At 73.6% G+C, this 20,403-nt stretch carries 21 protein-coding genes; 11 read left to right on the forward strand and 10 right to left on the reverse strand.

Annotated features, from left to right (window positions below):
* Positions 1 to 7 precede the first annotated feature (7 nt).
* From DEJ18_RS12970 to DEJ18_RS12980, 3 genes are read right to left on the reverse strand one after another with little or no spacing between them, the layout of a single operon-like run.
* Positions 8 to 970 (reverse strand): NAD-dependent epimerase/dehydratase family protein, encoded by a 963-nt coding sequence (locus DEJ18_RS12970; protein ID WP_111210519.1) that lies wholly within the window; start codon positions 968 to 970, stop codon positions 8 to 10.
* Positions 967 to 3,678: an alpha/beta fold hydrolase gene (locus DEJ18_RS12975; RefSeq protein WP_258376923.1), complete on the reverse strand. Its 2,712-nt coding sequence runs from the start codon at positions 3,676 to 3,678 to the stop codon at positions 967 to 969. The genes DEJ18_RS12970 and DEJ18_RS12975 overlap by 4 nt, the downstream gene beginning before the upstream one ends.
* A complete protein-coding gene (locus DEJ18_RS12980; RefSeq protein WP_111210694.1) occupies positions 3,675 to 4,748 on the reverse strand; it encodes a 3-oxoacyl-ACP synthase III in 1,074 nt (357 codons plus the stop codon). Before DEJ18_RS12980 ends, DEJ18_RS12975 begins: the two co-directional genes overlap by 4 nt.
* Positions 4,749 to 4,887: 139 nt before the next feature.
* On the opposite strand from DEJ18_RS12980, the gene DEJ18_RS12985 reads away from it, so the two are divergent.
* Positions 4,888 to 5,556: an SAM-dependent methyltransferase gene (locus DEJ18_RS12985; protein WP_111210518.1), complete on the forward strand. Its 669-nt coding sequence runs from the start codon at positions 4,888 to 4,890 to the stop codon at positions 5,554 to 5,556.
* Positions 5,557 to 5,699: 143 nt separating this feature from the next.
* Here DEJ18_RS12985 and pgi read toward each other — a convergent pair whose 3' ends face one another.
* Positions 5,700 to 7,421, reverse strand: coding sequence for a glucose-6-phosphate isomerase (gene pgi / locus DEJ18_RS12990; RefSeq protein ID WP_111210517.1), 1,722 nt, complete (start codon positions 7,419 to 7,421; stop codon positions 5,700 to 5,702).
* A 184-nt stretch (positions 7,422 to 7,605) separates the two neighbouring features.
* Between pgi and DEJ18_RS12995 the strand changes: the two genes are divergently transcribed.
* From DEJ18_RS12995 to DEJ18_RS13030, 8 genes are all read left to right on the forward strand, one after another.
* Positions 7,606 to 8,151 (forward strand): RNA polymerase sigma factor, encoded by a 546-nt coding sequence (locus tag DEJ18_RS12995; RefSeq protein WP_111210516.1) that lies wholly within the window; start codon positions 7,606 to 7,608, stop codon positions 8,149 to 8,151.
* Entirely contained in the window at positions 8,141 to 8,980 is an 840-nt protein-coding gene (locus DEJ18_RS13000) for a hypothetical protein (protein WP_146241552.1), read from the forward strand. The genes DEJ18_RS12995 and DEJ18_RS13000 overlap by 11 nt, the downstream gene beginning before the upstream one ends.
* 101 nt (positions 8,981 to 9,081) lie before the next feature.
* Positions 9,082 to 10,164: an NADH:flavin oxidoreductase/NADH oxidase gene (locus tag DEJ18_RS13005; RefSeq protein ID WP_111210515.1), complete on the forward strand. Its 1,083-nt coding sequence runs from the start codon at positions 9,082 to 9,084 to the stop codon at positions 10,162 to 10,164.
* A 140-nt stretch (positions 10,165 to 10,304) separates the two neighbouring features.
* Positions 10,305 to 11,603, forward strand: coding sequence for a sensor histidine kinase (locus tag DEJ18_RS13010; protein WP_111210514.1), 1,299 nt, complete (start codon positions 10,305 to 10,307; stop codon positions 11,601 to 11,603).
* Positions 11,585 to 12,271, forward strand: coding sequence for a response regulator (locus tag DEJ18_RS13015; RefSeq protein WP_111210513.1), 687 nt, complete (start codon positions 11,585 to 11,587; stop codon positions 12,269 to 12,271). Before DEJ18_RS13010 ends, DEJ18_RS13015 begins: the two co-directional genes overlap by 19 nt.
* A gap of 144 nt (positions 12,272 to 12,415) precedes the next feature.
* Positions 12,416 to 13,297, forward strand: a complete 882-nt coding sequence (locus DEJ18_RS13020; RefSeq protein WP_111210512.1) for an ABC transporter ATP-binding protein — start codon at positions 12,416 to 12,418, stop codon at positions 13,295 to 13,297.
* Positions 13,294 to 14,379, forward strand: a complete 1,086-nt coding sequence (locus DEJ18_RS13025; protein ID WP_111210511.1) for an ABC transporter permease — start codon at positions 13,294 to 13,296, stop codon at positions 14,377 to 14,379. Before DEJ18_RS13020 ends, DEJ18_RS13025 begins: the two co-directional genes overlap by 4 nt.
* A gap of 93 nt (positions 14,380 to 14,472) precedes the next feature.
* Positions 14,473 to 15,450 carry a helix-turn-helix domain-containing protein gene (locus DEJ18_RS13030; protein ID WP_181434188.1) on the forward strand — a complete coding sequence of 326 codons (978 nt, stop codon included), beginning with the start codon at positions 14,473 to 14,475 and terminating at the stop codon, positions 15,448 to 15,450.
* A gap of 38 nt (positions 15,451 to 15,488) precedes the next feature.
* On the opposite strand, the gene DEJ18_RS13035 is transcribed toward DEJ18_RS13030, so the two are convergent.
* From DEJ18_RS13035 to DEJ18_RS13055, 5 genes are all read right to left on the reverse strand, one after another.
* Positions 15,489 to 16,082 carry a TetR/AcrR family transcriptional regulator gene (locus DEJ18_RS13035; protein ID WP_111210509.1) on the reverse strand — a complete coding sequence of 198 codons (594 nt, stop codon included), beginning with the start codon at positions 16,080 to 16,082 and terminating at the stop codon, positions 15,489 to 15,491.
* A 1-nt stretch (position 16,083) separates the two neighbouring features.
* On the reverse strand, positions 16,084 to 16,242 hold the full coding sequence (locus DEJ18_RS13040) for a hypothetical protein (protein WP_181434187.1): 159 nt from the start codon (positions 16,240 to 16,242) through the stop codon (positions 16,084 to 16,086).
* A complete protein-coding gene (locus DEJ18_RS13045; protein ID WP_181431128.1) occupies positions 16,239 to 16,403 on the reverse strand; it encodes a hypothetical protein in 165 nt (54 codons plus the stop codon). The genes DEJ18_RS13040 and DEJ18_RS13045 overlap by 4 nt, the downstream gene beginning before the upstream one ends.
* Before the next feature lie 87 nt (positions 16,404 to 16,490).
* Positions 16,491 to 16,736, reverse strand: coding sequence for a hypothetical protein (locus tag DEJ18_RS13050; RefSeq protein WP_111210508.1), 246 nt, complete (start codon positions 16,734 to 16,736; stop codon positions 16,491 to 16,493).
* A 251-nt stretch (positions 16,737 to 16,987) separates the two neighbouring features.
* A complete protein-coding gene (locus DEJ18_RS13055; RefSeq protein WP_111210507.1) occupies positions 16,988 to 17,551 on the reverse strand; it encodes a DUF1990 family protein in 564 nt (187 codons plus the stop codon).
* A 102-nt stretch (positions 17,552 to 17,653) separates the two neighbouring features.
* Between DEJ18_RS13055 and DEJ18_RS13060 the strand changes: the two genes are divergently transcribed.
* Positions 17,654 to 18,295 carry an NAD(P)H-binding protein gene (locus tag DEJ18_RS13060; protein ID WP_111210506.1) on the forward strand — a complete coding sequence of 214 codons (642 nt, stop codon included), beginning with the start codon at positions 17,654 to 17,656 and terminating at the stop codon, positions 18,293 to 18,295.
* 110 nt (positions 18,296 to 18,405) lie between these two features.
* Here the strand turns inward: DEJ18_RS13060 and DEJ18_RS13065 are convergent, their stop codons facing one another.
* Positions 18,406 to 18,966 carry a TetR/AcrR family transcriptional regulator gene (locus tag DEJ18_RS13065; protein ID WP_111210505.1) on the reverse strand — a complete coding sequence of 187 codons (561 nt, stop codon included), beginning with the start codon at positions 18,964 to 18,966 and terminating at the stop codon, positions 18,406 to 18,408.
* A 44-nt stretch (positions 18,967 to 19,010) separates the two neighbouring features.
* Here DEJ18_RS13065 and DEJ18_RS13070 point away from each other — a divergent pair, with 44 nt between their 5' ends.
* Complete coding sequence (locus DEJ18_RS13070; protein ID WP_181434186.1) at positions 19,011 to 20,276, forward strand: MFS transporter; 1,266 nt, start codon at positions 19,011 to 19,013, stop codon at positions 20,274 to 20,276.
* The last annotated feature ends 127 nt before the right edge of the window (positions 20,277 to 20,403 follow it).

Here is a 20,403-nt window from a genome sequence, read left to right on the forward strand (position 1 = left end):
GCGCGGGTCAGCGGGCGGCGGCCAACGCGCGGAGGCCCTCGTCGATCGACACGGCCGGTTCCCACCGCAGGTCCCGTCGCGTCCGGCGCTGGTCGAACCAGTGCGCGGTCGACAGCTGCTCCGCGAGGAAGCGCGTCATCGGCGGCTCGTCGACGCCCGGTCGGACGTGCCACACGGCCTCGACCGCGGATCCGGCGACGCGGGCGATCCCGGCGGGCACGTGCTGCCGCGGGACCGGCACGCCCGAGGCGGCACAGATGCCCGCCAGCAGCTCCCCGACCGGTCGTGGTTCGCCGTTCGTGACGACGTACGCGTTGCCGTGCACGGCCGCGGCGCGCTCCAGGGCGGCGACCATCGCGCTCGCGGCGTTGTCGACGTAGCAGGTGTCGATGAGGGCGGCACCGGAGTCGAGCACCGGCAACCGACCGCGGCGTGCCCGGTCGACGATCCGGCCGACGAGCTGTTCGTCGCCGGGCCCCCAGACCAGGTGCGGACGGACGGCGACGACCGCGAACCCCGGGGCGTCGGCGGCGAGGGCGAGCAGTTCGGCGGCGGCCTTCGTCCGGGCGTAGTCCCCGCGGGCGGACCCCGGCGAGGCGGGGGTGGCGTCGTCCCCGGCGATGGACTCCCCGGTGTGGGCGACCGAGGGTGACGAGACGAACACGAAGCGGGCGACCCCGGCGTCGCGGGCGGCTGCGAGCAGGTCGCGCGTCCCGTCGACGTTCACCCGCACGAAGTCCGCCGGGTCCCCCGCCAGCGACACCTTGGCGGCGAGGTGCACCACGGCGTCGACCCCGGCGACCGCGGTCCGGACCGCTGCCGGGTCGGTCATCGTGCCGAGGACGTCCTGGACGCCGTCGACGCCCGAGGGTCGGCGTTGGAACGTGCGCACCGCGTGCCCGGCGTCGCGGACGGCGGCGGCGACGGCGCGCCCGAGGAACCCGCTGGCTCCGGTGACCAGGACCGTCACGGTCGGGTCATCCGTCCACCGGCCAGCACGGAGGCCGCCCAGCGGGCCAGTCGCGCCCGGTCGACCTTCGAGTTGTGCCGGACGTCGGTCGGGAGCACGGGCACGACGAGCACCGCGGCGACCGGCAGGTCGACCGCTGCCCGGACGGCGTCGGCGAGCGACGGGTCGGCGAGCCCGGCACGACGGGCGGCGGGCACGGTCTCCACGACGGCGACGACCTGCTGCCTGCCGGAGGGCCCCACGCCGACGACGCCCGCTCGCCCGACGCCGTCCACGCCTTCGACGCGCTGCTCGGGGCCGACCGGGGTGACGACCCCCGACGGGGCCGTGATGACGTGCTGCATGCGGCCCTCGACCCAGAGCTGCCCGGATGCGTCCAGGTGCCCGACGTCCCCGGTGCGGTGTCCGCGGGGGTCGTCGACGCCGAGGCGTGCGGCCCGGTCGGTGCGCCACAGCCGGTCGTAGTGGTCCCGCACGTGCGGCGCCGCGACGACGATCTCGCCGGTGACGTCGGGGGTCTCGGTGAGGGCTCCGGTCGCACGGCCGTCGGCGTCGAGCGGGGCGATGCGCACCCGCACGGACGCTGCCGGTCGTCCCACGCAGATGCCGGACGACGAGACCGAGCCGGCGGCGCGGACCCCGTCCAGGTCGACGTCGGTCATGAGGAGACCCTCGGTCATGCCGTAGGGGGTGTGCGCGCTCGCGTTCGGCATGAGCTCGGTCGCGGCGGTCAGCAGCGCGGCCGACACGGGAGCCCCGGCCGACAGGAACAGTCGCACGCGACCGAGGGCCCGACGGTCGTCGTCGGTGAGCGTGTCCGCCGTGGCGACGACGTTGGCGAGCGCGGCCGGCGAGAGGAACACGACGGTGGCGTCCGCCGCGACCACGGCGTCCGCGACCGCCCGGGCCGTCAGGGTCCGGGGCGCGGTGACGTCCATGTCGGGTGCGACGGATCGGGTCCCGAGTGCGGGGCCGAGCAGCGCGAAGGGTGCGAAGCCGGCGACGAGTCCGGTGCCGACGCCGACGCCGTACTGGCCGGCGAGGGCGTCCCGCACGGCGCCGAGTTGTCCGTGCGTGTAGACGACGCCCTTGGCGGGCCCGGTCGAGCCGGAGGTGAACAGCACCGCCGCGGGGGCGTCGGAGGCCGGGGCCGCCGGCAGGGCGGTCCCGGCGGCGAGGCGCGCGGCACCACGACGGGCGACCGCGGCGAGGGTCTGCTCGACCCGCAGCGCGGCACGCACCGGCGCGGGCAGTGCGAGGGTGGCGATCCGGCGGCCGGGCCAGCCGAGCGCCCGCGCGGCGGCGAGGCCGGGGAGCGCACCGATGATCCAGTCCGGGCGGGCACCGCGGACCGCCCGGGTCAACCCGCCGAGGCCGAGTCCCGCGTCCGCGACGACGACGACCGCGCCGACGCGGACGCAGGCGTACAGGGCGGCGGTCAGGTCGGCGCCGGGGGTCACCAGCAGGGAGACGCGGTCACCCGGACGGACGCCGAGGTCGACGAGTCCCGCGGCGACCTCCTCGATCCGCCGGGAGAGCAGCCGCCAGCTGATCGTTCGGGTCCCGCCGGGGGCGGCCATCTCGACCAGGGCGGGCTCGTCGCTCTCGCGCAGGTCCTCCAGGTGCGCCCAGAGCGGCCGCGCTGCGTCGGCTCCGGCGTGCTCCTCCGGTCCGGCCGGGAGGCTGGCCTCGCCCTGGGTCGGCACCGCGCCGTCCGGCAGGTGGTCGCCGAGCCAGTCGAACACCGTGCCGGCCACGTCGGCGTCGTCGGGCAGCAGGTGGCCGGCGCCCTCGAACCGGTGCACGTCGGCCTGCGGCAGGCGCTCGGCGAGGTCGTCGAGGTACCGCTCGAGGAACACCGGGTCCCGCGGCCCCCACATGAGCAGCGCGGGCACGTCGAGCGCGGCGACGCCGGCTGCGATGCGGTCGAGTTCGGCGGCGCTCGGGTGCTGCGCGTCGACGGGGATGTCCGCGACGAACCCGCCGACCGCCCCCCGTCGGGCAGCGCCGCGGTACGGGGCGCGGTAGGCGTCGGCGGTCGCCCGGTCGAGCCGCGGGTGCGCGATCGCGAGGGTGGTCTCGATGAACGCCGGCGTGACGACCGTGGCCCGGCCGAGCAGGTGCGGGCGGAGTGCGAGGCGCAGGGGTGCCGGGATCGGGGCGTCGTCGGGCTGGTGGACCGCGGTGTTGCAGGTCGTCACCGCGACGACGAGGTCGGGGTGGTCGACGGCCCAGCCGAGCGAGACGACACCACCCCAGTCGTGACCGAGCGTGACGACCGGTCCGGTCAGGCCGAGCTCGTCGGTCAGCGCGCCGAGGTCCGCGACCCGGTCGGCCAGGCGGTGGTCCTCGCCGATGCGCTCCGAGAAGCCCATCCCGAGCTGGTCGACGGCGACCACGCGCCACGCCGGACCACCGGCTGCCGCGACCTCGAGCGAGTGCGCGAGCACCGAGCGCCACAGGTAGGACCAGGTCGGGTTGCCGTGCACGCAGAGCAGGGTGCCGACGGGCTGCAGGCCGAGCTCGTCGAGCTCCGCGGCCGTGTCGAGGACGTGCCAGGTGCGCTCGGGGCGGACTGTGCCTTCCGTCGGACCGGCGGACGCGGGGACGGTGACCAGGCGGGACCACGCCGGGTCGAGTCCGGGCAGGGGCGGCGGGAGCGTCGCCGGAGCCGTGCTCGCTGCGGCGCGGGGCAACCGCGGTGTCACCAGTGCAGTTCCATCATCGCCGTGTTGATGCCGGAGCCGACACCACCGAGGAACACGCGGTCACCGGGACGGATCGATCCGCGCGCGACCTCGTCCGCGAGGGTGATCGGGATGGACGCCGGGCCGACGTTGCCGAAGCGCTCGTACGTGGTGGGGACCTTGTCGCGCTCGACGCCGATCGCCTGGACGAAGGCGTTCGTGTGCACGTCGGAGACCTGGTGCAGCACGTAGCGGTCCATGTCGGTCCAGTCGAAGTGGTCGCGGGCCTCGTTCCAGGCGGCGACGACGAGCTCCATGCCGCCCTTGAGCAGCATCTTCGCGTCCGTGAACATGCCGTCGACGCTGCCGACGCACAGGTCGTACCACTGGGTGGCCGCACGGGTGACCCCGCCGACGATGCGGTGACCGGCCGGGTGCAGGTCGGCCGGGCCGAGCACGGCGGCGGCAGCGCCGGAGCCGAGCGTCAGGCTGGCGAACTCGCTCATGAAGTCCTTGCGGTTCCGGCCGCCCTGGTTGAGGCGGTCGATCGTGTTGAGCTGCACCTGGTCGGCGTCCTCGCCGTCCACGATGAGCGCGTACTTGATCTGCCCGGAGTCGATCATGCCCGCGGCGACGCTCATGGCGTTGACGAAGCCGAGGCACGCGTTCGCGATGTCGAAGTTGATCGCCGACGTCGGCAGGCCGAGACCGTGGTGCAGCCGCACGGCCACCGAGGGCTCGAGGTGCGGACGGGTCACCGACGTGTTGATGAGCAGGCCGACGTCCTCCGGCTGGATGCCCGCGGCGGCCATGGCCCGACGACCGGCGTCGATCGCGGCGGTCTGGAAGGACTGGTCCTCGCCCCAGTTCCGGCGCTCCCGCACCCCGGCCACGCGTTCGAGCAGCCCCATCGGCAGGCGGAGTCGGCGGAGCACCCCGCGGAGCTTCTCCTCGATGTCCGCGGACGTGGTCACGCGCTCGGCGACGGTGGTCTCCACGGCGAGGATCGCGGCGTTCTGGAAACGGACGGTCGCGTTGCCGGGTCGCTCCGTCTCGGCGCTCGGGGTGTCCTGCTGAGGCCGCTCGGTCATGATCGTCACTTGCACATACTTCCGTATCGAGGCTGGGTCTCCGTTGCGACTGCGTCGAACGGACCCCGAGGATGTCGTCCCCGTTGCCGATCCGGCAATCGTACTGGCCCTGGATGAGCGCCGGTGGGATGCTGCGCGCATGACTGCGCACCCCGCTCCCCGATCCGATGCCGAGACGTTCTGGACGGCCCGCTACGGGGACTCGCCGATCTGGTCGGGACGGCCGAACGCCTCCCTGGTCGACGTGCTCGAGTCGCTCGTGCCCGGGCCGGAGCGCGCCGACGCCGGCGCCACCGCCACCGCGCTCGACCTCGGGTCCGGCGAGGGCGGCGACGCCCTGTGGCTGGCCGCACAGGGGTGGCGGGTGACCGCGGTCGACATCGCTCCGAACGCCCTCGACCGCGGACGGGCCGAGGCGGAGCGCGTCGGACTCGACGACCGGGTGCGGTGGGTGCAGGCCGACCTCGCCACCTGGGACACGGTGGAGCGCTTCGACCTGGTCGCCGCGTCGTTCCTGCACTCGTCGGTGTCGTTCCCGAGGGCCGCGGTGCTGCGCCGCGCGACGACGTTCGTCGCCCCCGGTGGGCACCTCGTCGTCATCGGGCACGCCGGGTCGCCCTCGTGGGCGTCGCACGGCGAGCACGAACACGCCGAGCCCCTGGTCGGGCCCGAGGAGCAGGTCGAGCAGCTCGCGCTGGGCGACGGGTGGACGGTCGAGGTCGGCGAGTTGCGCACCCGGCACATCCCCGCCCCGGACGGCCGCCAGGCGACGCTCGACGACACCGTGGTGCTCGCCCGACGCTCCTGACGGAGCCGGCGACTCGGTGGACTCCCGTCGGGCCACGACGCCCCGGCGGGCTGTCCGACCCACCCGGACGACGGGAGGCCCGGAGCCCGCCGGACAGGGACGTCACCCTGCCAGCGCGCACCGGGCCTCCCGGCCGGGCGGCGTCAGCCGCGCAGCTCGAGGTACTTCGCGATGAGCGCCTTCGTCGACGAGTCCTGCGCGTCGAGCGCTTCCTGGTCGCCGTCGACCGCCGGGGCGATCTGCAGCGCGAGCTGCTTGCCGAGCTCGACGCCCCACTGGTCGAACGAGTCGATGCCCCAGATGGTGCCCTCGGTGAACACGATGTGCTCGTAGAGGGCGATCAGCTGGCCGAGGACGCTCGGGGTGAGCTCCGGCGCGAGGATCGACGTCGACGGCTTGTTGCCGGTGAAGGTGCGAGCGGCGACGATCATCTCGTCCGTCGTGCCCTCGGCGCGGACCTCGTCGGCGGTCTTGCCGAACGCGAGCGCCTTCGACTGCGCGAAGAAGTTCGCGAGGAACAGGGCGTGCACGTCCTGGCCCGGCTGCACGGCCTTCCCGTCACCGGTCCGGTCGGCCAGCGCGTGCGCGGGCTTCGCGACCGTGATGAAGTCGGCCGGGATCAGGCGCGTGCCCTGGTGGATGAGCTGGTAGAACGCGTGCTGGCCGTTCGTGCCGGGCTCGCCCCAGAAGACCTCGCCGGTGTCGGTGACGACGTCCGAGCCGTCCCAGCGGACGCGCTTGCCGTTCGACTCCATGGTGAGCTGCTGCAGGTAGGCCGGGAACCGGTGCAGGTACTGCGTGTACGGCAGGACCGCGTGGCTCTGGGCGCCGAGGAAGTTCGTGTACCAGACGTTGAGCAGGCCCATCAGGACGGGGACGTTCTGCTCGAGCGGGGTCGTGCGCATGTGCTCGTCGATGGCGTGGAAACCGGCGAGGAACTGCTCCCAGTTCTCCTTGCCGATCGCGATGACGACGCTGGTGCCGATGGCCGAGTCGACCGAGTAGCGGCCGCCGACCCAGTCCCAGAAGCCGAAGGCGTTCTCCGGGTCGATGCCGAACGCGGCGACCTTGTCGAGCGCGGTCGAGACGGCGACGAAGTGCTTCGCGACCGCGTCCTTCTTCTCGTCGTCACCGGCGTCGGACAGACCCAGCCCCTGCCACAGCCACTGGCGCGCCAGCCGGGCGTTCGTCAGGGTCTCGAGGGTGCCGAAGGTCTTCGACGCGACGATGAAGAGCGTGGTCTCGGGGTCGAGGTCCGCGGTCTTCTCGTGGATGTCGGCCGGGTCGATGTTCGAGACGAACCGCGCCTCGAGCCCCTGCTGCACGTACGGCTTGAGGGCTTCGTAGACCATGACCGGGCCGAGGTCGGAGCCGCCGATGCCGATGTTGACGACCGTCTCGATGCGCTTGCCGGTGACGCCCGTCCAGGCGCCGGAGCGGACCTGCTCGGCGAAGCCGTACACCTTGTCGAGCGTGGCGTGCACGTCGGCGTCGACGTCCTGCCCGTCGACGGTGAGCGGCGCGGCGGGGACGAGGCCCTCGGTGGCCTTCGGGCGGCGGAGCGCGGTGTGCAGGACGGCGCGGTCCTCGGTGACGTTGATGCGCTCACCGGAGATCATCGCCTGGTACCGCTCGGCGACGCCGGTGTCCTTCGCGACCTGCAGCAGTGCCTGCAGGATCTCCTCGGTCACGAGGCCCTTGGACAGGTCGACGGTCAGGTCGGCTGCCTGGAAGGTGTACTTCTCGGCGCGACCGGGGTCGGCGTCGAACCACCCTCGGAGGTCCGGGGAGAACCCGGCGGCGATGCCGTCGAGCTGCTTCCATCCTGCGGTCGATGTGGGGTCGACGGGTGCGGATTCGGTCACTTCGGTCCTCCTGAACGCCAGAGCTGGACGGCCCGCAGACCTGGCGCAGCATCGCGTCGCGGGCCGCGTCCGAGCGTAGTGCCGTTCCACCCACCTCGCGCACAGGACCGCGTCCCTGTGGACGGAACCGACGTCTGTGTCAGGATCGCGCCGCCGCCGACATTGCTGGAGTGGAGGGAGCACCGTGGAGACAGACAACGACACCGACGCGGACGTCAGCCTGACGCGACGGCTCGCCGGCGGCGACAAGGCGGCGTTGGCGGACGCGTTCGACCGGTTCGCGCCGACGCTGACCCGCTACGCCTGGGCGCTGGCGGGGAGCCGGCAGGACGTCGAGGAACTCGTGCAGGACACGTTCCTCACGCTGTGGCAGAAGGCCGACACCCTGCAACTGTCCACGCGGGCGCTCCTGCCGTGGTTGCTCGTGGTGTGCCGGAACCACGCGAGGAACCAGGCCCGTGCCGTCGCCAAGCAGGCGAGCGACGAACTGCCGGCCGAGCTGGCCTCCCCACCCGGGGCCGAGGAGGCCCGCGAGCGCCTCCGGTGGGTCCGTGACGAGATCGACTCACTCGCACCACTCGACCGCCGGATCTGCGAGCTGTGCCTCATCGAGGGCCATTCGTACACCGAAGCCGCGGAGATGCTCGGGCTGAGCGTCGGTGCCCTCACCCAGCGGGTCTCCCGCTCCCGAGCACGACTGAAGAAGGCGGTGACGCACGATGAACACTGAGCCCCCCACCGGAGACGACCTGCAGCGGATGCTCGTCTCGATGAAGCACAACGTCCTGGCCGACGCGGACGACCGGCGCCCGAAGCGTCGTGGACACCGCTCCGGGATCGTGGTCGCCGCCGTCGCCCTGCTCGCGCTCGGCACGGCGAGCGGCGCGGTCGCGCTGGCCGTCGTCCCGCAGATGCAGCAGGCCGCCCCGGCACCGAGTGCCACGGCGGCACCGTCAGCACCCGAGAGCACACCAGCCGCAGCGCCGGTCGTCGAGACGCCGGAACCGGCGCCGACGCCTCCCCAGACCGGACCGGTCCGCCGCCCGTACGACCTCGCCGACCCGGGGACGTGGACGATCACCGGCACCGAGGTGGGTCCGATCGCCTTCGGGGGTCCGGCCTCCGGCGAGCTCGACGACGTGGACCGGGGCTACGCACGGCTGCCGAACAGCGAACCGTGCCGACCCGACGACATCACGGACTTCGACCGGCCGGGGCTCGGCTCACTCAGCGTGCTCCACCGCGACGGCGCGGTGTCCGCGGTCTCGGTGCACAGCCCGACCGGCGACGACCCCGTTCCCGCCGGTGCCGTGGACGACAACCCGAGCACCCCGGAGGGGATGGGCATCGGCAGTACCCTGGACGAGCTCCGACAGACCTACCCCGACATCGCCGTCTCGGGCAGCTACTCGACGGACGGCTCGACGGACGGTCCGTACTCGTTCTGGACGATCGAGCAGGACGGCCGCTTCATCACCTTCCAGCTGGACGCCGCCGGCGAGCAGGTGAACATGATCTGGGTGGCCTCGACGAAGGTGCCGCCGATGGAGCTCTGCTGAGTCCTGGGCGGCCAGTACGGCGACAGTCGTACTGTGGACGGGCCTCCCGGCGGCACCGCGTCCGTCGGCCGGTCCCTTGTACGACCAACGGAAGGACCCGCGTGACCCACGCACTCTTCGACCCCATCACCCTCCGCGGCCTCGAGATCCGGAACCGCGTGTGGATCCCGCCGATGTGCCAGTACATGGTCGAGGCGCAGGACGGCGTCCCCACCCCGTGGCACCTCGTGCACCTCGGGGCCCTCGCCCGTGGTGGTGCCGGCGCCGTGGTCGTCGAGGCCACCGGTGTCGTCCCCGAGGGCCGCATCAGCCCGCAGGACCTCGGCCTGTGGGACGACGAGCAGCGCGACGCCTTCCGACCGATCACCGACTTCATCCACAGCCAGGGCGCCGTCGCCGGCATCCAGCTCGCCCACGCCGGACGCAAGGCCTCGACCAGCCGCGAGTGGGGCCCGACCGCGGGCGGCGGCAACGTCGCGCCGGAACAGGGCGGCTGGCAGCCGGTGGGCCCGTCCCCGATCGCGTTCCCCGGCCTGCACGTCCCGACGGAGCTGACGACCGAGGGCATCGCCGACGTCGTCGCCGCGTTCGCCGCCGCGGCCCGTCGTGCCGTGGACGCCGGCTTCGACCTCCTCGAGCTGCACGGCGCCCACGGGTACCTGCTGCACGAGTTCCTGTCGCCGCTGTCGAACGAGCGCACCGACCAGTACGGCGGCTCGCTCGAGAACCGCGCGCGTGCGCTCCTCGAGACCGTCGACGCCGTCCGCGCCGAGGTCGGCGAGGCCGTCCCGCTCGTCGTGCGTCTGTCGGCGACCGACTGGGTCGAGGGCGGCTGGGACCTCGCCGAGACCGAACAGGTGTCGGCGTGGCTCGGCGAGCACGGGGTCGACCTGGTGTCGGTCTCCACCGGTGGCAACGTCGCGGACGCGCCGATCCCGGTCGGGCCCGGCTACCAGCTGCCGTTCGCGACCTCGATCCGGCAGGCCACGGGCCTCCCGGTCGCCGCCGTCGGCATGATCGACGACCCGTTCCAGGCCGAGCAGATCGTCGCCCTCGGCCAGGCCGACGTCGTCCTCGTCGGCCGCGGGGCGCTGCGCGACCCGAACTTCCCGATCCGCGCCGCCCAGACGCTCCGCGTCGACCTGCCGTACAAGCCCGCCCCCTACGAGCGCGCCTACCGCTGACGACACGGCGCTGACGGACGGGAGGCCCGCACTCCGGCCTCCCGTCCGTCACCCTCCACGGCCGCTCCGGTGCCGACCGCGCTCTCCACAGGTGCCCCGCTGCCCGCCTGCGTGCCGGACCGAGCCGCTACCGTGGTCCCATGACGGGCACGGGGGCGACCGCCGGGGGCGGTCCGACGCAGGACGACGGGTGGTCGCGGCTGCCCGTGGGGCGGCGCGAACACCGGCAGGACGCGGTCCTGGCGTTGGTGCTCGCCGGGGCGCTCGTGATCTCGATCACGCTCTACGGGGCCGTGGGCCTGTACGACGACCCAGCGCCGTGGTGGGTCTCGGCGTTGATGGTCGTCGCGAACGCCGGCCCCCTGGCGTTCCGCCGCCGGTTCCCGATGACGGTGGCGGTCGTCGCCGCGCTCGCGTTCGCCGCGACGCAGCTGCTGCACGTGCCGGAGGGGCTCTTCACCAACTTCACGCTGTTCATCGCGCTGTACACCGTGGGGGCCTGGTGCTCCGACCGGGTCCGGGCCGAAGCGGTCCGCTGGGTCGTCATCGCCGGGATGTTCGCGTGGGTGTTCCTGGCGATCGTCTTCCGGTGGTCGGTGCCGAGCGCGTTGCCGGACGACGGTGACTCCGTCATCCCGCCGTTCATCGCGAACTCGCTGCTGACGATCGTCATCAACCTCGTGTACTTCGGCGCGGCCTGGTACTCGGGGAACCGGGCGTGGACGGCGGCCGTCGCCAAGCACGAACTCGGCGAGCGCACGGCGGAGCTCGCCGCCGAACGTGAACGCTCGGCAGCACAGGCGGTCGCCCTGGAACGAGTGCGGATCGCCCGCGAACTCCACGACGTCGTCGCGCACCACGTCTCGCTCATGGGCGTGCAGGCCGGAGCCGCCCGGCGCGTGCTCGACCGCGACCCGGCGCAGGCCGCCGCCTCCCTCGGCGTGGTGGAGGACAGTGCCCGCACCGCGGTGGAGGAACTCCGCCGGATGCTCGGCACGCTGCGTGAGCCCGGGGCCGACGTACAGACGACACCCGCCGACGCCCCGAGCACCGAGGGGCTCTCGCGCCTGCCGGAACTCGCCCGGGCCGCGACGAACGCCGGGCACGACACGGGCTTCAGCGTCGTCGGGAACGAGCGACCGGTCCCGCCGACGGTCGCCGCGGTGACGTACCGCATCGCGCAGGAAGCCGTGACGAACGTGCTCAAGCACGCCGGTCCGGATGCCCGGGCCGACCTGCGGCTCCGGTACCTGCCGGACGCCGTGGAACTCGAGGTGACCGACACGGGCGCGGGAGCACGGGCCTCCCGGTTCTCGCCCGGTGGCGGCCTCGGGCACGTCGGCATGCGCGAGCGCGTGGCGGCGGTCGGCGGACGGATCGAGATCGGGCCGCGCGCCCGCGGCGGCTACCTGGTGCGGGCATGGTTGCCGACGACGTGATCCGGGTGGTGCTCGCGGACGACCAGGACCTCGTCCGGGCCGGGTTCCGGGTCATCCTCGAGTCGGAGCCGGGCGTGCAGGTCGTCGCCGAGGCCGCCGACGGTGCCGCCGCAGTGGCCGCCGTCGCCGCACACCGACCGGACGTGATCTGCCTCGACGTCCAGATGCCCGGGGTCGACGGGCTCGAAGCGGCGCGCCGGATCACCGCGGGCGACCATCCACCGGCGGTGCTCGTGCTCACGACGTTCGACACCGACGAGTACCTCTTCGACGCCCTCGCCGCGGGAGCGAGTGGCTTCCTGCTCAAGAACGCGTCGCCGGAGAAGCTCATCGAGGCCGTCCGCACGGTCGCCGGGGGCGATGCCCTCCTCGCACCAGACGTCACCCGCCGCGTGATCAGTCGCGCGACCACCGCCACGAGCCCGGGCGTCAGCGGGCCCGCCCCGGCACAGGTCGGGGCCCTGTCGGGGCTGACCGAGCGGGAGACCGAGGTCCTGCGGCTGCTCGGGCGGGGCCTCAGCAACGCCGAGATCGCCGGCACGCTCTTCGTCGGTGAGGCCACCGTGAAGACGCACGTGTCGAACGTCCTGCAGAAGCTTGGGGTGCGCGACCGGATCCAGGCCGTCGTCTGGGCGTACGAGCACGGGGTCGTGCGTTCGGGCGAGTGACCTCGCCGCCGGTCGCCCCCGCCGCCCTCCCCCGCGCGGCGGAGACGACGGCGCCTGTGATCCCCGTCTCGAGCCGGAGGCGGGCGCCGTCCCGGTCGCAATAGCGTCGGAGGCGCAGCGACGGCCGCTGCGGAAGGGGATCCCATGCTCAGCATCCAGGGAGTGACGAAGCACTTCGGCGACCGCCGCGTGCTCGACGACGTCGGCTTCACCGTCGGCCGCGGACGACTGACCGGGTTCGTCGGCGGCAACGGAGCCGGCAAGACGACCACCATGCGCATCATGCTCGGCGTGCTCGACGCCGACAGCGGCACCGTCGCCCTCGACGGCTCGCCCATCGGACCCGCCGACCGTCGCCGGTTCGGCTACATGCCCGAGGAGCGCGGCCTGTACCCGAAGATGCCGGTCGCCGAGCAGATCACCTACCTGGCCCGCCTGCACGGTGTCGACCGACGGACCGCGACGGCACGGACGTCGGAACTGCTCGAGCGCCTCGAGCTCACCGCGCACACCGGTGACGCCGTCGAGAAGCTCTCGCTCGGCAACCAGCAGCGCGTCCAGGTCGCCGCCGCGCTCGCCCACCGTCCCGAGGTCCTGGTGCTCGACGAGCCGTTCTCGGGGCTCGACCCGATGGCGGTCGACACCGTGCTCGGGGTGCTGCGCGAGACCGCGGCCGACGGTGTCCCGGTGCTGTTCTCCAGCCACCAGCTCGACGTCGTCGAACGGCTCTGCGACGACGTGGTCGTGATCGCCCGCGGTCGGATCCGAGCTGCCGGCCCGCAGGAGGAACTGCGGCGGGCCGCTGGTCCCGCGGCCTGGGAGCTCCTCGTCGCGGACGACGTGGCCTGGCTCCGCGACGAACCCGGCGTCCTCGTCCGCGCGTTCGACGGCGGGTACGCCCTGTTCGAGGCCGAGGAGTCCGTCGCGCAGGCGGTCCTGCAGCGGGCCGTGGCGCGGGGCACGGTCGCGTCGTTCGGTCCGCGGGTCCCCCGGCTCAGCGAGGTCTTCACGGAGGTCGTCCGATGAGCATCCTCGACAGCAGCACGGTCGACGCCGTCCGGCTCGTCACGGTCCGGGAGATCCAGGCCCGGCTCCGGAGCAAGGCCTTCGTCATCTCGGCGGCGATCCTGCTCGTCATGGTCGTCGTCGGCATCGTCGTCGGCGGGATCGTCGGCAAGTCGGCGGCCGACGCCACGACACCCGTCGCCGTGGTGGCCGGTGTGACGCTGCCCAGCACGGACGGGCTCGACGTCACCGAGACGCCCGACCGGGACGCGGCGGAGCGTCTGGTCCGTGACGGCGAGGTCGACGCCGCGGTCGTCCCCGACGGCGGAGCGCTCGGCTTCCGGGTCGTCGGCCTCGACAGCGCACCGACCGAGGTGGTGTCGGCGCTGAGCGTGTCCCCACAGGTCGACCTGCTCGACCCGGGTGCGCTGCCGCCCGGCCTCACCTCACTCGTCGGCATCGCCTTCGGCGTGGTGTTCTTCGCCTCGGCGGTGACGTTCGGTCAGTCCATCGCGCAGAGCGTCGTGGAGGAGAAGTCCACCCGCGTCGTGGAGATCCTGATGGCGGCGATCCCGGCACGGGCGCTGCTGGCCGGCAAGGTGATCGGCAACAGCGTGATGGCCCTCGGGCAGATCGTCGCGATCGCCATCGCCGCCGCCGTCGCCCTGGCGGTGACCGGCCAGGACAACCTGTTCACCCTGCTCGGACCGAGTGCACTGTGGTTCGTTGGGTTCTTCGCGATCGGCTTCGTCCTCATCGCGGCACTGTTCGCGGCGTCGGCAGCACTCGTCTCCCGGCAGGAGGACGTCGGCAGCGTGACGACCCCGGTGATGATGCTGCTGATGATCCCGTACTTCCTCATCGTGTTCGCCGCGGACGACCCGACGATCCTCGGCATCATGTCCTACGTGCCGTTCAGCGCTCCGATCGGGATGCCGGTGCGGATCTTCCTCGGGAGCGCCGCGTGGTGGGAGCCGGTGCTCTCCCTGGTGATCGTCGCCGTGTCGGCCCTCGTGGTGGTGCTCCTCGGCGCCCGCGTCTACGAGAACGCCCTGCTGCGCACCGGCGGCCGGGTGAAGCTCACCGAGGCGATCCGCGGCTGAGGAAGCCGTCCTCGTTGCACACGACGGCACCTGCGTCGCGGTTCCCGGACACCGGGCGCGACGCGGGTGCCGTCGCGTGCGATGCTCTGCGTGATGCCGATCGACGACGCGATGCCGGTGCGCCTCGAGGTGGCAGGGACGGACCTCGGGGACGCCGCGACGTTCATCGCGGACCTGTACGGCGCGGACCTGCAGGTCGAGGACGCGGCGGTGCCGTTCGAGTTCCGGTACGCGGCCCTCGGCGACGCCACCATGTCGCTGCACACCGCCCGGTTCGCCGGACACCTGGCCGGGGCCCTCCCGCCCTCCGACGCGGTCATCGTCCAGTGGCTGCAGTCCGGGTCATCCCGGCTCGACACCGGCGGTGACGTCCTCACGATGGAGCCCGGGGTGCCGGTCCCGCTCATGCCGGACCGGACCTTCTCGTTCGAGATGGACGACTACGAGCAGCGTCTCGTGCACCTGTCGCGCACCGTCGTCGAGCGGGTCGCAGCCGAACAGGGCGCGGACGTCAGCGCGGGCCTCCGCTTCGACCACTCGGTCCCGCCGTCCGAGCAGTCGGTGCGGACCTGGCACAACACGGTGTCGCTCATCTCCCACACGCTCCGCGACGGCTCCCCGGGGCGGCTGCTCCACGCGGAGATGGCCCGGCTCGCCGCGGCGTCGCTGCTCGAGATGTACCCGCAGCAGCGCCCGGCTCCGGTCGAGGCGGTGCACGCTGCGCGGTCGGCGCACGTGCGCGCAGCCGTCGAGTACGTGCACGAGAACGCGCGGACGCCGATCACGACCAGCTCGCTGGCGCGGCACCTCGACATCAGCCTGCGGGCGCTGCAGGAAGCGTTCCAGCGGGACCTGCGGTCGACGCCGAACGCGTTCATCCGGCAGGTGCGTCTGGACCGGGTGCGTCAGGAGCTGCTGGCGTCGGAGCCCGCCGCCACGACCGTGCGCGAGGTCGCGGCTGGGTGGGGCTTCGCGCACCTGGGACGGTTCGCGCAGCAGTACCAGGTGGCGTTCGGCGAGGGGCCGAAGGTGACCCTGGACCGCACGACGCGGGCTCCCGGCGGCGGCTGAGCCGCGCGTCGGATCACCGGGAGGCCGACGTTCGAGCGTCAGATGAAGTCGGTGCCCGGGGTCGTCGCGTAGGCACCCATGAGCGTCGCGGCGGCCAGCCGCGCGGAACGGGCGGGCTGCGTGGTCCGGTGGATCGCGGCCTCGACCTTGGCACCGGCGACCAGCAGGGAGAGCGCGTCCGCCACGGCGGTGGGGAGACCCGCCCGTCGGGCGAGCGCGTGCAGGTGTGCCTCGATGCCCCGCAGGTGTTCGTGGGCGAGCGCGGCGACGCGCGGCTCGGTCCGCCCGAGTTCCCCGTACCCGTTGATGAACGCGCACCCGGTCCACGTCTCGTCCCGGAACGTGGTCTCGAGGTGCGCGAAGACGGACAGGATCTCGTCACGGGCATCAGCGGTACCGACGGCTGCTCGGGTGAGCTCGGTGGCCCACTGCTCGTGGCGGTGTCGGAGCACGGCCACGACGATGTCGATCCGCTCGGGGAACAGCGCCCGGACGGTCGACACGTCGGCGTCGCCCGCGATGGCGACGACGTCGGCGTCGAGCCCGGTCGCGCCCTCCGCCGTGAACACCCGCTCGGCGGCGTCGACGATGCGCGCTCGCTCCTGCGGTCCGTGCTCGGCGGCGGTCCCCACGTCAGATGGTCGTCGCGGTGGGCCGTGCGGTGCCGCCTGCGATCGGCTGCGCGCAGAGGGCCTCGAAGCGTCCGAGCCGTGCCCACACCACACGGTGGTCGGTCGTCAACCCGGTGGTGCTCGCCGTCACCCGGACGGTCGCGGCCTCGGGGCCGGTCACGCGGCGGCCAGGAAGAAGTCGGCGTAAGTCGGTTCGGCAGCGGTGCCGAGGCCCAGGCGGCTCATGACGATCCGGTCGATCTCGACGGGCGAGGTCAGGCCGCGTCGGTGCCACTCGAGCGGGTCGGCCCGCAGTTCGTGCATCGCGGTGGGTTCACGCACGGATGTCCTCCTGCTCGCGGATCAGGGCGGTCATGTCGATCGGCTCGGTGAGGGCGACCGTGTCGTACGGCAGTGGTGCGGCGGCGATCACGCGGCGACCCCCAAGCTGATGACGGCGATGGTGGAGGAGGTGACGGCGGCGAGCCCGACGACCAGCGCGCTGGCGGCCAGCAGGCGGCGTCGAGCCGTCTCGCGCACCTCGGAGAAGCCGTCCGGCCGGGACGGACGGCGGCCAGCGGTGCGCGCCGGGGTCGTGTCGGGTCCGCCGACGGGCGCGGTGGCGATCGGAGCGGGGGTGATGGTGGTTGCGGTGACGGTGACGGTGGCGGACATTGCGTCGCCTCCTTCCCAGAGGCCTCGGACGGCCTCGACGTGGACCAGGGCGTCCGGCGTCGCCCGGCCCTCGCAGATCGCGGGGAATGTCGGGTGCACGGCGGGATGCGGTGCGTCCTGGTGCACCCGACGCTACGACAGCGGTCCGGGCCGGCACGAACCCCGGAGCCGATCCGCGAATCGCGGACACGGCCGGTCCGCGCATCCCGACCGGGGGCGACTACGTACGCGCGGACCTTCCGGACGACGACTCAGCGCAACGCCCGCCGGTAGCGCCACCGGACCACGACCTGGGCGGCCACCAGGAGCGGGAACACGAGCGCCCAGCCCCGGGTCGTCGAGGGACGGGTGAGCGAGCGGAGGGTCAGGGAGACCGTCTCGCCCTCGCGGGTGACGACGAACGCCTCCTCGCCGTCGACCGGGTGGCCCGGCGCCGTCCGGTAGGCGAACCCGACCCGGTCCTCGGTCCGCACGACCTCGACGACCTCGACGGGTTCGCGGACGACGACGGGCCCGATCCGCAGGCGCACCTCGAGCCGCTGCCCGACGCGCACCTCGGTCTCGTCAGCGCCCGGCACGGCGAACCCGCTCCGGGTCTTCACGCCCCACCGCAGGACCGCTCGGGAGGCCCGTTCCCAGTCCGCCTCGCCGCTGCCGACCGCGCTCCGCCGCTCGTACCGGCGGTGGGACGGCGGGGTGGGTCCCCACTCGGCCGCGCCGGGCTCGGTCCTCGACGAGCCCGGCCCGGATCCGGACGCCGACCCCGGCCCCGACCCCGCGTGCGTCGCGCCTCCACCACCCCTGCCACCACCCATGCCGCCATCCTGCCGGGCCCACCCCTCCTGCCCGCCGCGCACCGCCCGAGCGGCCCCGCTCCGCCACCCAGGTGGTCAGGCCGCCGGCGTACCGTCGGGCGCATGAGCAACGTCATCATCCTCGGCGGTCACGGCCGCGTCGCCCTCCTCACCGCGCAGCTCCTCACCGCGCGCGGCGACACCGTCTCGTCGGTCGTCCGGAAGGCCGAGCAGCAGGACGACGTCCGCGCCACCGGTGCGGAGCCCGTCGTCGCCGACATCGAGCAGCTCGACATCGCGGGTCTCACCGACCTGTTCCGCGGGCACGACGCCGTCGTCTGGTCGGCCGGTGCGGGTGGCGGGTCCGCCGAGCGCACCTGGGCCGTCGACCGCGACGCCGCCATCCGGACCATGCACGCCGCACTGGAGGCCGACGTGCACCGCTACGTGCTCGTCTCCTGGTCCGACGCGGGCCTCGGCCACGGCGTGCCCGAGGACGACGACTTCTTCGCCTACGCCGAGGCGAAGACCGTCGCCGACGCCGTCCTCCGCGACTCCGCGCTCGACTGGACCGTCGTCGCGCCGAGCACCCTGACGGACGACGAGCCGACCGGGTCGGTCGAGGCGGCCGACCCGTCCTCGAGCATCGCCCGTGGGGACGTCGCCGCCCTGGTCGCCGCCGCGCTGCACGACGACGCCTCGATCGGCAGGACCTTCCGCGTCAACACCGGGTCGACGCCGATCGAGCAGTTCGTCCGCGACTGAGCCTTGTCGGGGGGGTCCGGCCCCCGCTGTGCGGCGGACCACCGGTACCGACACCAGGCCCGGACCGGGTGAGCAGACCGCTCACCCGGTCCGGGCCTGGTGTCGTCTCGTCAGCCGTCCCGGAGGAGCGCCGCGGCGACCGCGCGCGCGGTCGTGGTGTCGCCGCCGCCGCCACGGAGGCGCATCGCGAGCGATCCGGACACGACCAGGAGCAACTGGTCGGCGAGGACGTCGGCGCGGTCACCGACGAAGGGCACCGCCCGGTCCCGCAGACGGTCGCGCAGCGTCGTCGTCTCACCGTGCAGGACCGCGGCGATCTCGGCCGGAGCATCGGCGTACTCGGACGCGGTGCCGAGGAACGCGCACCACCGTGACCCGGTCGGCGTCGAGCGGAACACGTCCAGCGCGTCGAACACCGCGAACAGCCGGCCTCGGTCGTCGTCCGCCCGCGCGACGGCGTCGTCCCAGACCCGGATCCACTCGTCGTGTCGACGCTGCAGCGCTGCGGCGACGAGCGCCTCCTTGCTGGCGTAGCCGCGGTAGAGCGTCGCGGCGGAGACCCCGGCACGGTCGAGGACGGCATCGATCGGGGTGGCGGCGATGCCCCGCGTGAAGAAGAGCTCCTCGGCGGCGTCGAGGAGCTTCCGCTCCGTGCCTGGACGCATCGTCATGGCAGCACCCTAGAGTGTGGAAAGTGAAACGACCGTTTTCGTTCTTGGTACATCCGGCCGCACTCGTCGGCAGCGGTACGGCGCTCATCGCCGCGACCTACGGGCTGGTCCGGCTGGCGTACGGGCTGTTCCTGCCGGACGTCCAGCAGTCCCTGTCCCTCGCTGACGGCCCGGCGGGGTGGATCGCGTCGGGATCGTCGCTCGTGTACTGCCTCGGTGCGCTCGTCGGGTTCGTGCTCGCGCCGGCCCGACCTCGCGCGACCGTGGTGCTCGCGACCCTGACCGCCGGGTGCGGCGTCGGCGTGACGGCGGTCAGCACGGGACCCGTCGTCTTCGGCGTCAGCGCGGTCCTCGCCTCCGCCGGGGCGGGGCTCGCCTCCCCCGCGCTCGTGCGGCTCCTCCAGCGGGACCTGCCCGCCGATCGTGTGGACCAGGCACAGGCCGTGGTGAACTCCGGCACGGGACCGGGGCTGGTCGCCGCGGGCCTGGTCGCCCTCGTGCTCCTGCCCGACTGGCGGACCGCGTGGACTGCGGCGGCGGTCGTCACCCTCCTGGCCGGCGCGGCGGTGCTCGTCACGGACGGGCGTCCGCGCCACCGGCACGGTGCGACGGTCGAGCCGTCGCGGCCCGTCGGCCTGCCACCGCGGACCTGGTTCGTCGCCCACCGCCGCCTCGTGGTCGTCGCGCTGCTGCTCGGCGCGGGGTCGGCCGCGGTGTGGACGTACGGGCGGTCGCTGCTCGTGGATGCGGGCACCTCCGCCACCGTCTCGATCCTGGCGTGGATCGCCGTGGGTGCCGGGGGCGCGGCGGTCGCCCTGACCGCCCGGCGCCTCGGCGAACTGCGGGCCCGAAGCGCGTGGACCGTCACGTGCGCGGCGGTCGCCATCGCCACGCTCGGTCTCGGCCTGGCGCCGTCGATGCCCCCGACGGCACTGGTCGTCGTCGCCCTCGTCTGCTGCGCGCTGTTCGGCTGGGGTTACACCGCGGCGACGGGCGCCCTGATCGCCTGGACGACGGAACTGGACGCACAGCGGGCGGCGGCCGGGACGTCCGTGCTCTTCGTCGTGCTCGTGCTCGGCCAGGCACTCGGCGCGGGTCTGGCGGGGTCGGCGGTCCGCGCGGCCGGGACCGGGCCGGTGTTCCTCGTCGCCGCGGTGGTCGTGGGGCTCGGGGCGCTGCTGACCCTCAGGACCCCTGCAGGTCCTGCAGGTCGGAGTACTCGTCGAGGTCCGGCACGTCGGTCATCTCCTGGTTCCACGCGGGCCGGGCTGGCTCGAGACGCAGGGTCTCCCGCTCCAGGTACGCGATGACGTCCTCGTCGAACGGCTCGTCCGGGCTGTCGGGTACGGGCGTCGAGTAGATCTCGCTCGCCGGCCCGATGAGCAGGTGCGCGTAGGCTCTGCTCCCACCCTCCGTGACCACCGGGATCTGGACGAC

It is taken from the genome of Curtobacterium sp. MCSS17_015, assembly GCF_003234265.2.
GTDB lineage: Bacteria > Actinomycetota > Actinomycetes > Actinomycetales > Microbacteriaceae > Curtobacterium.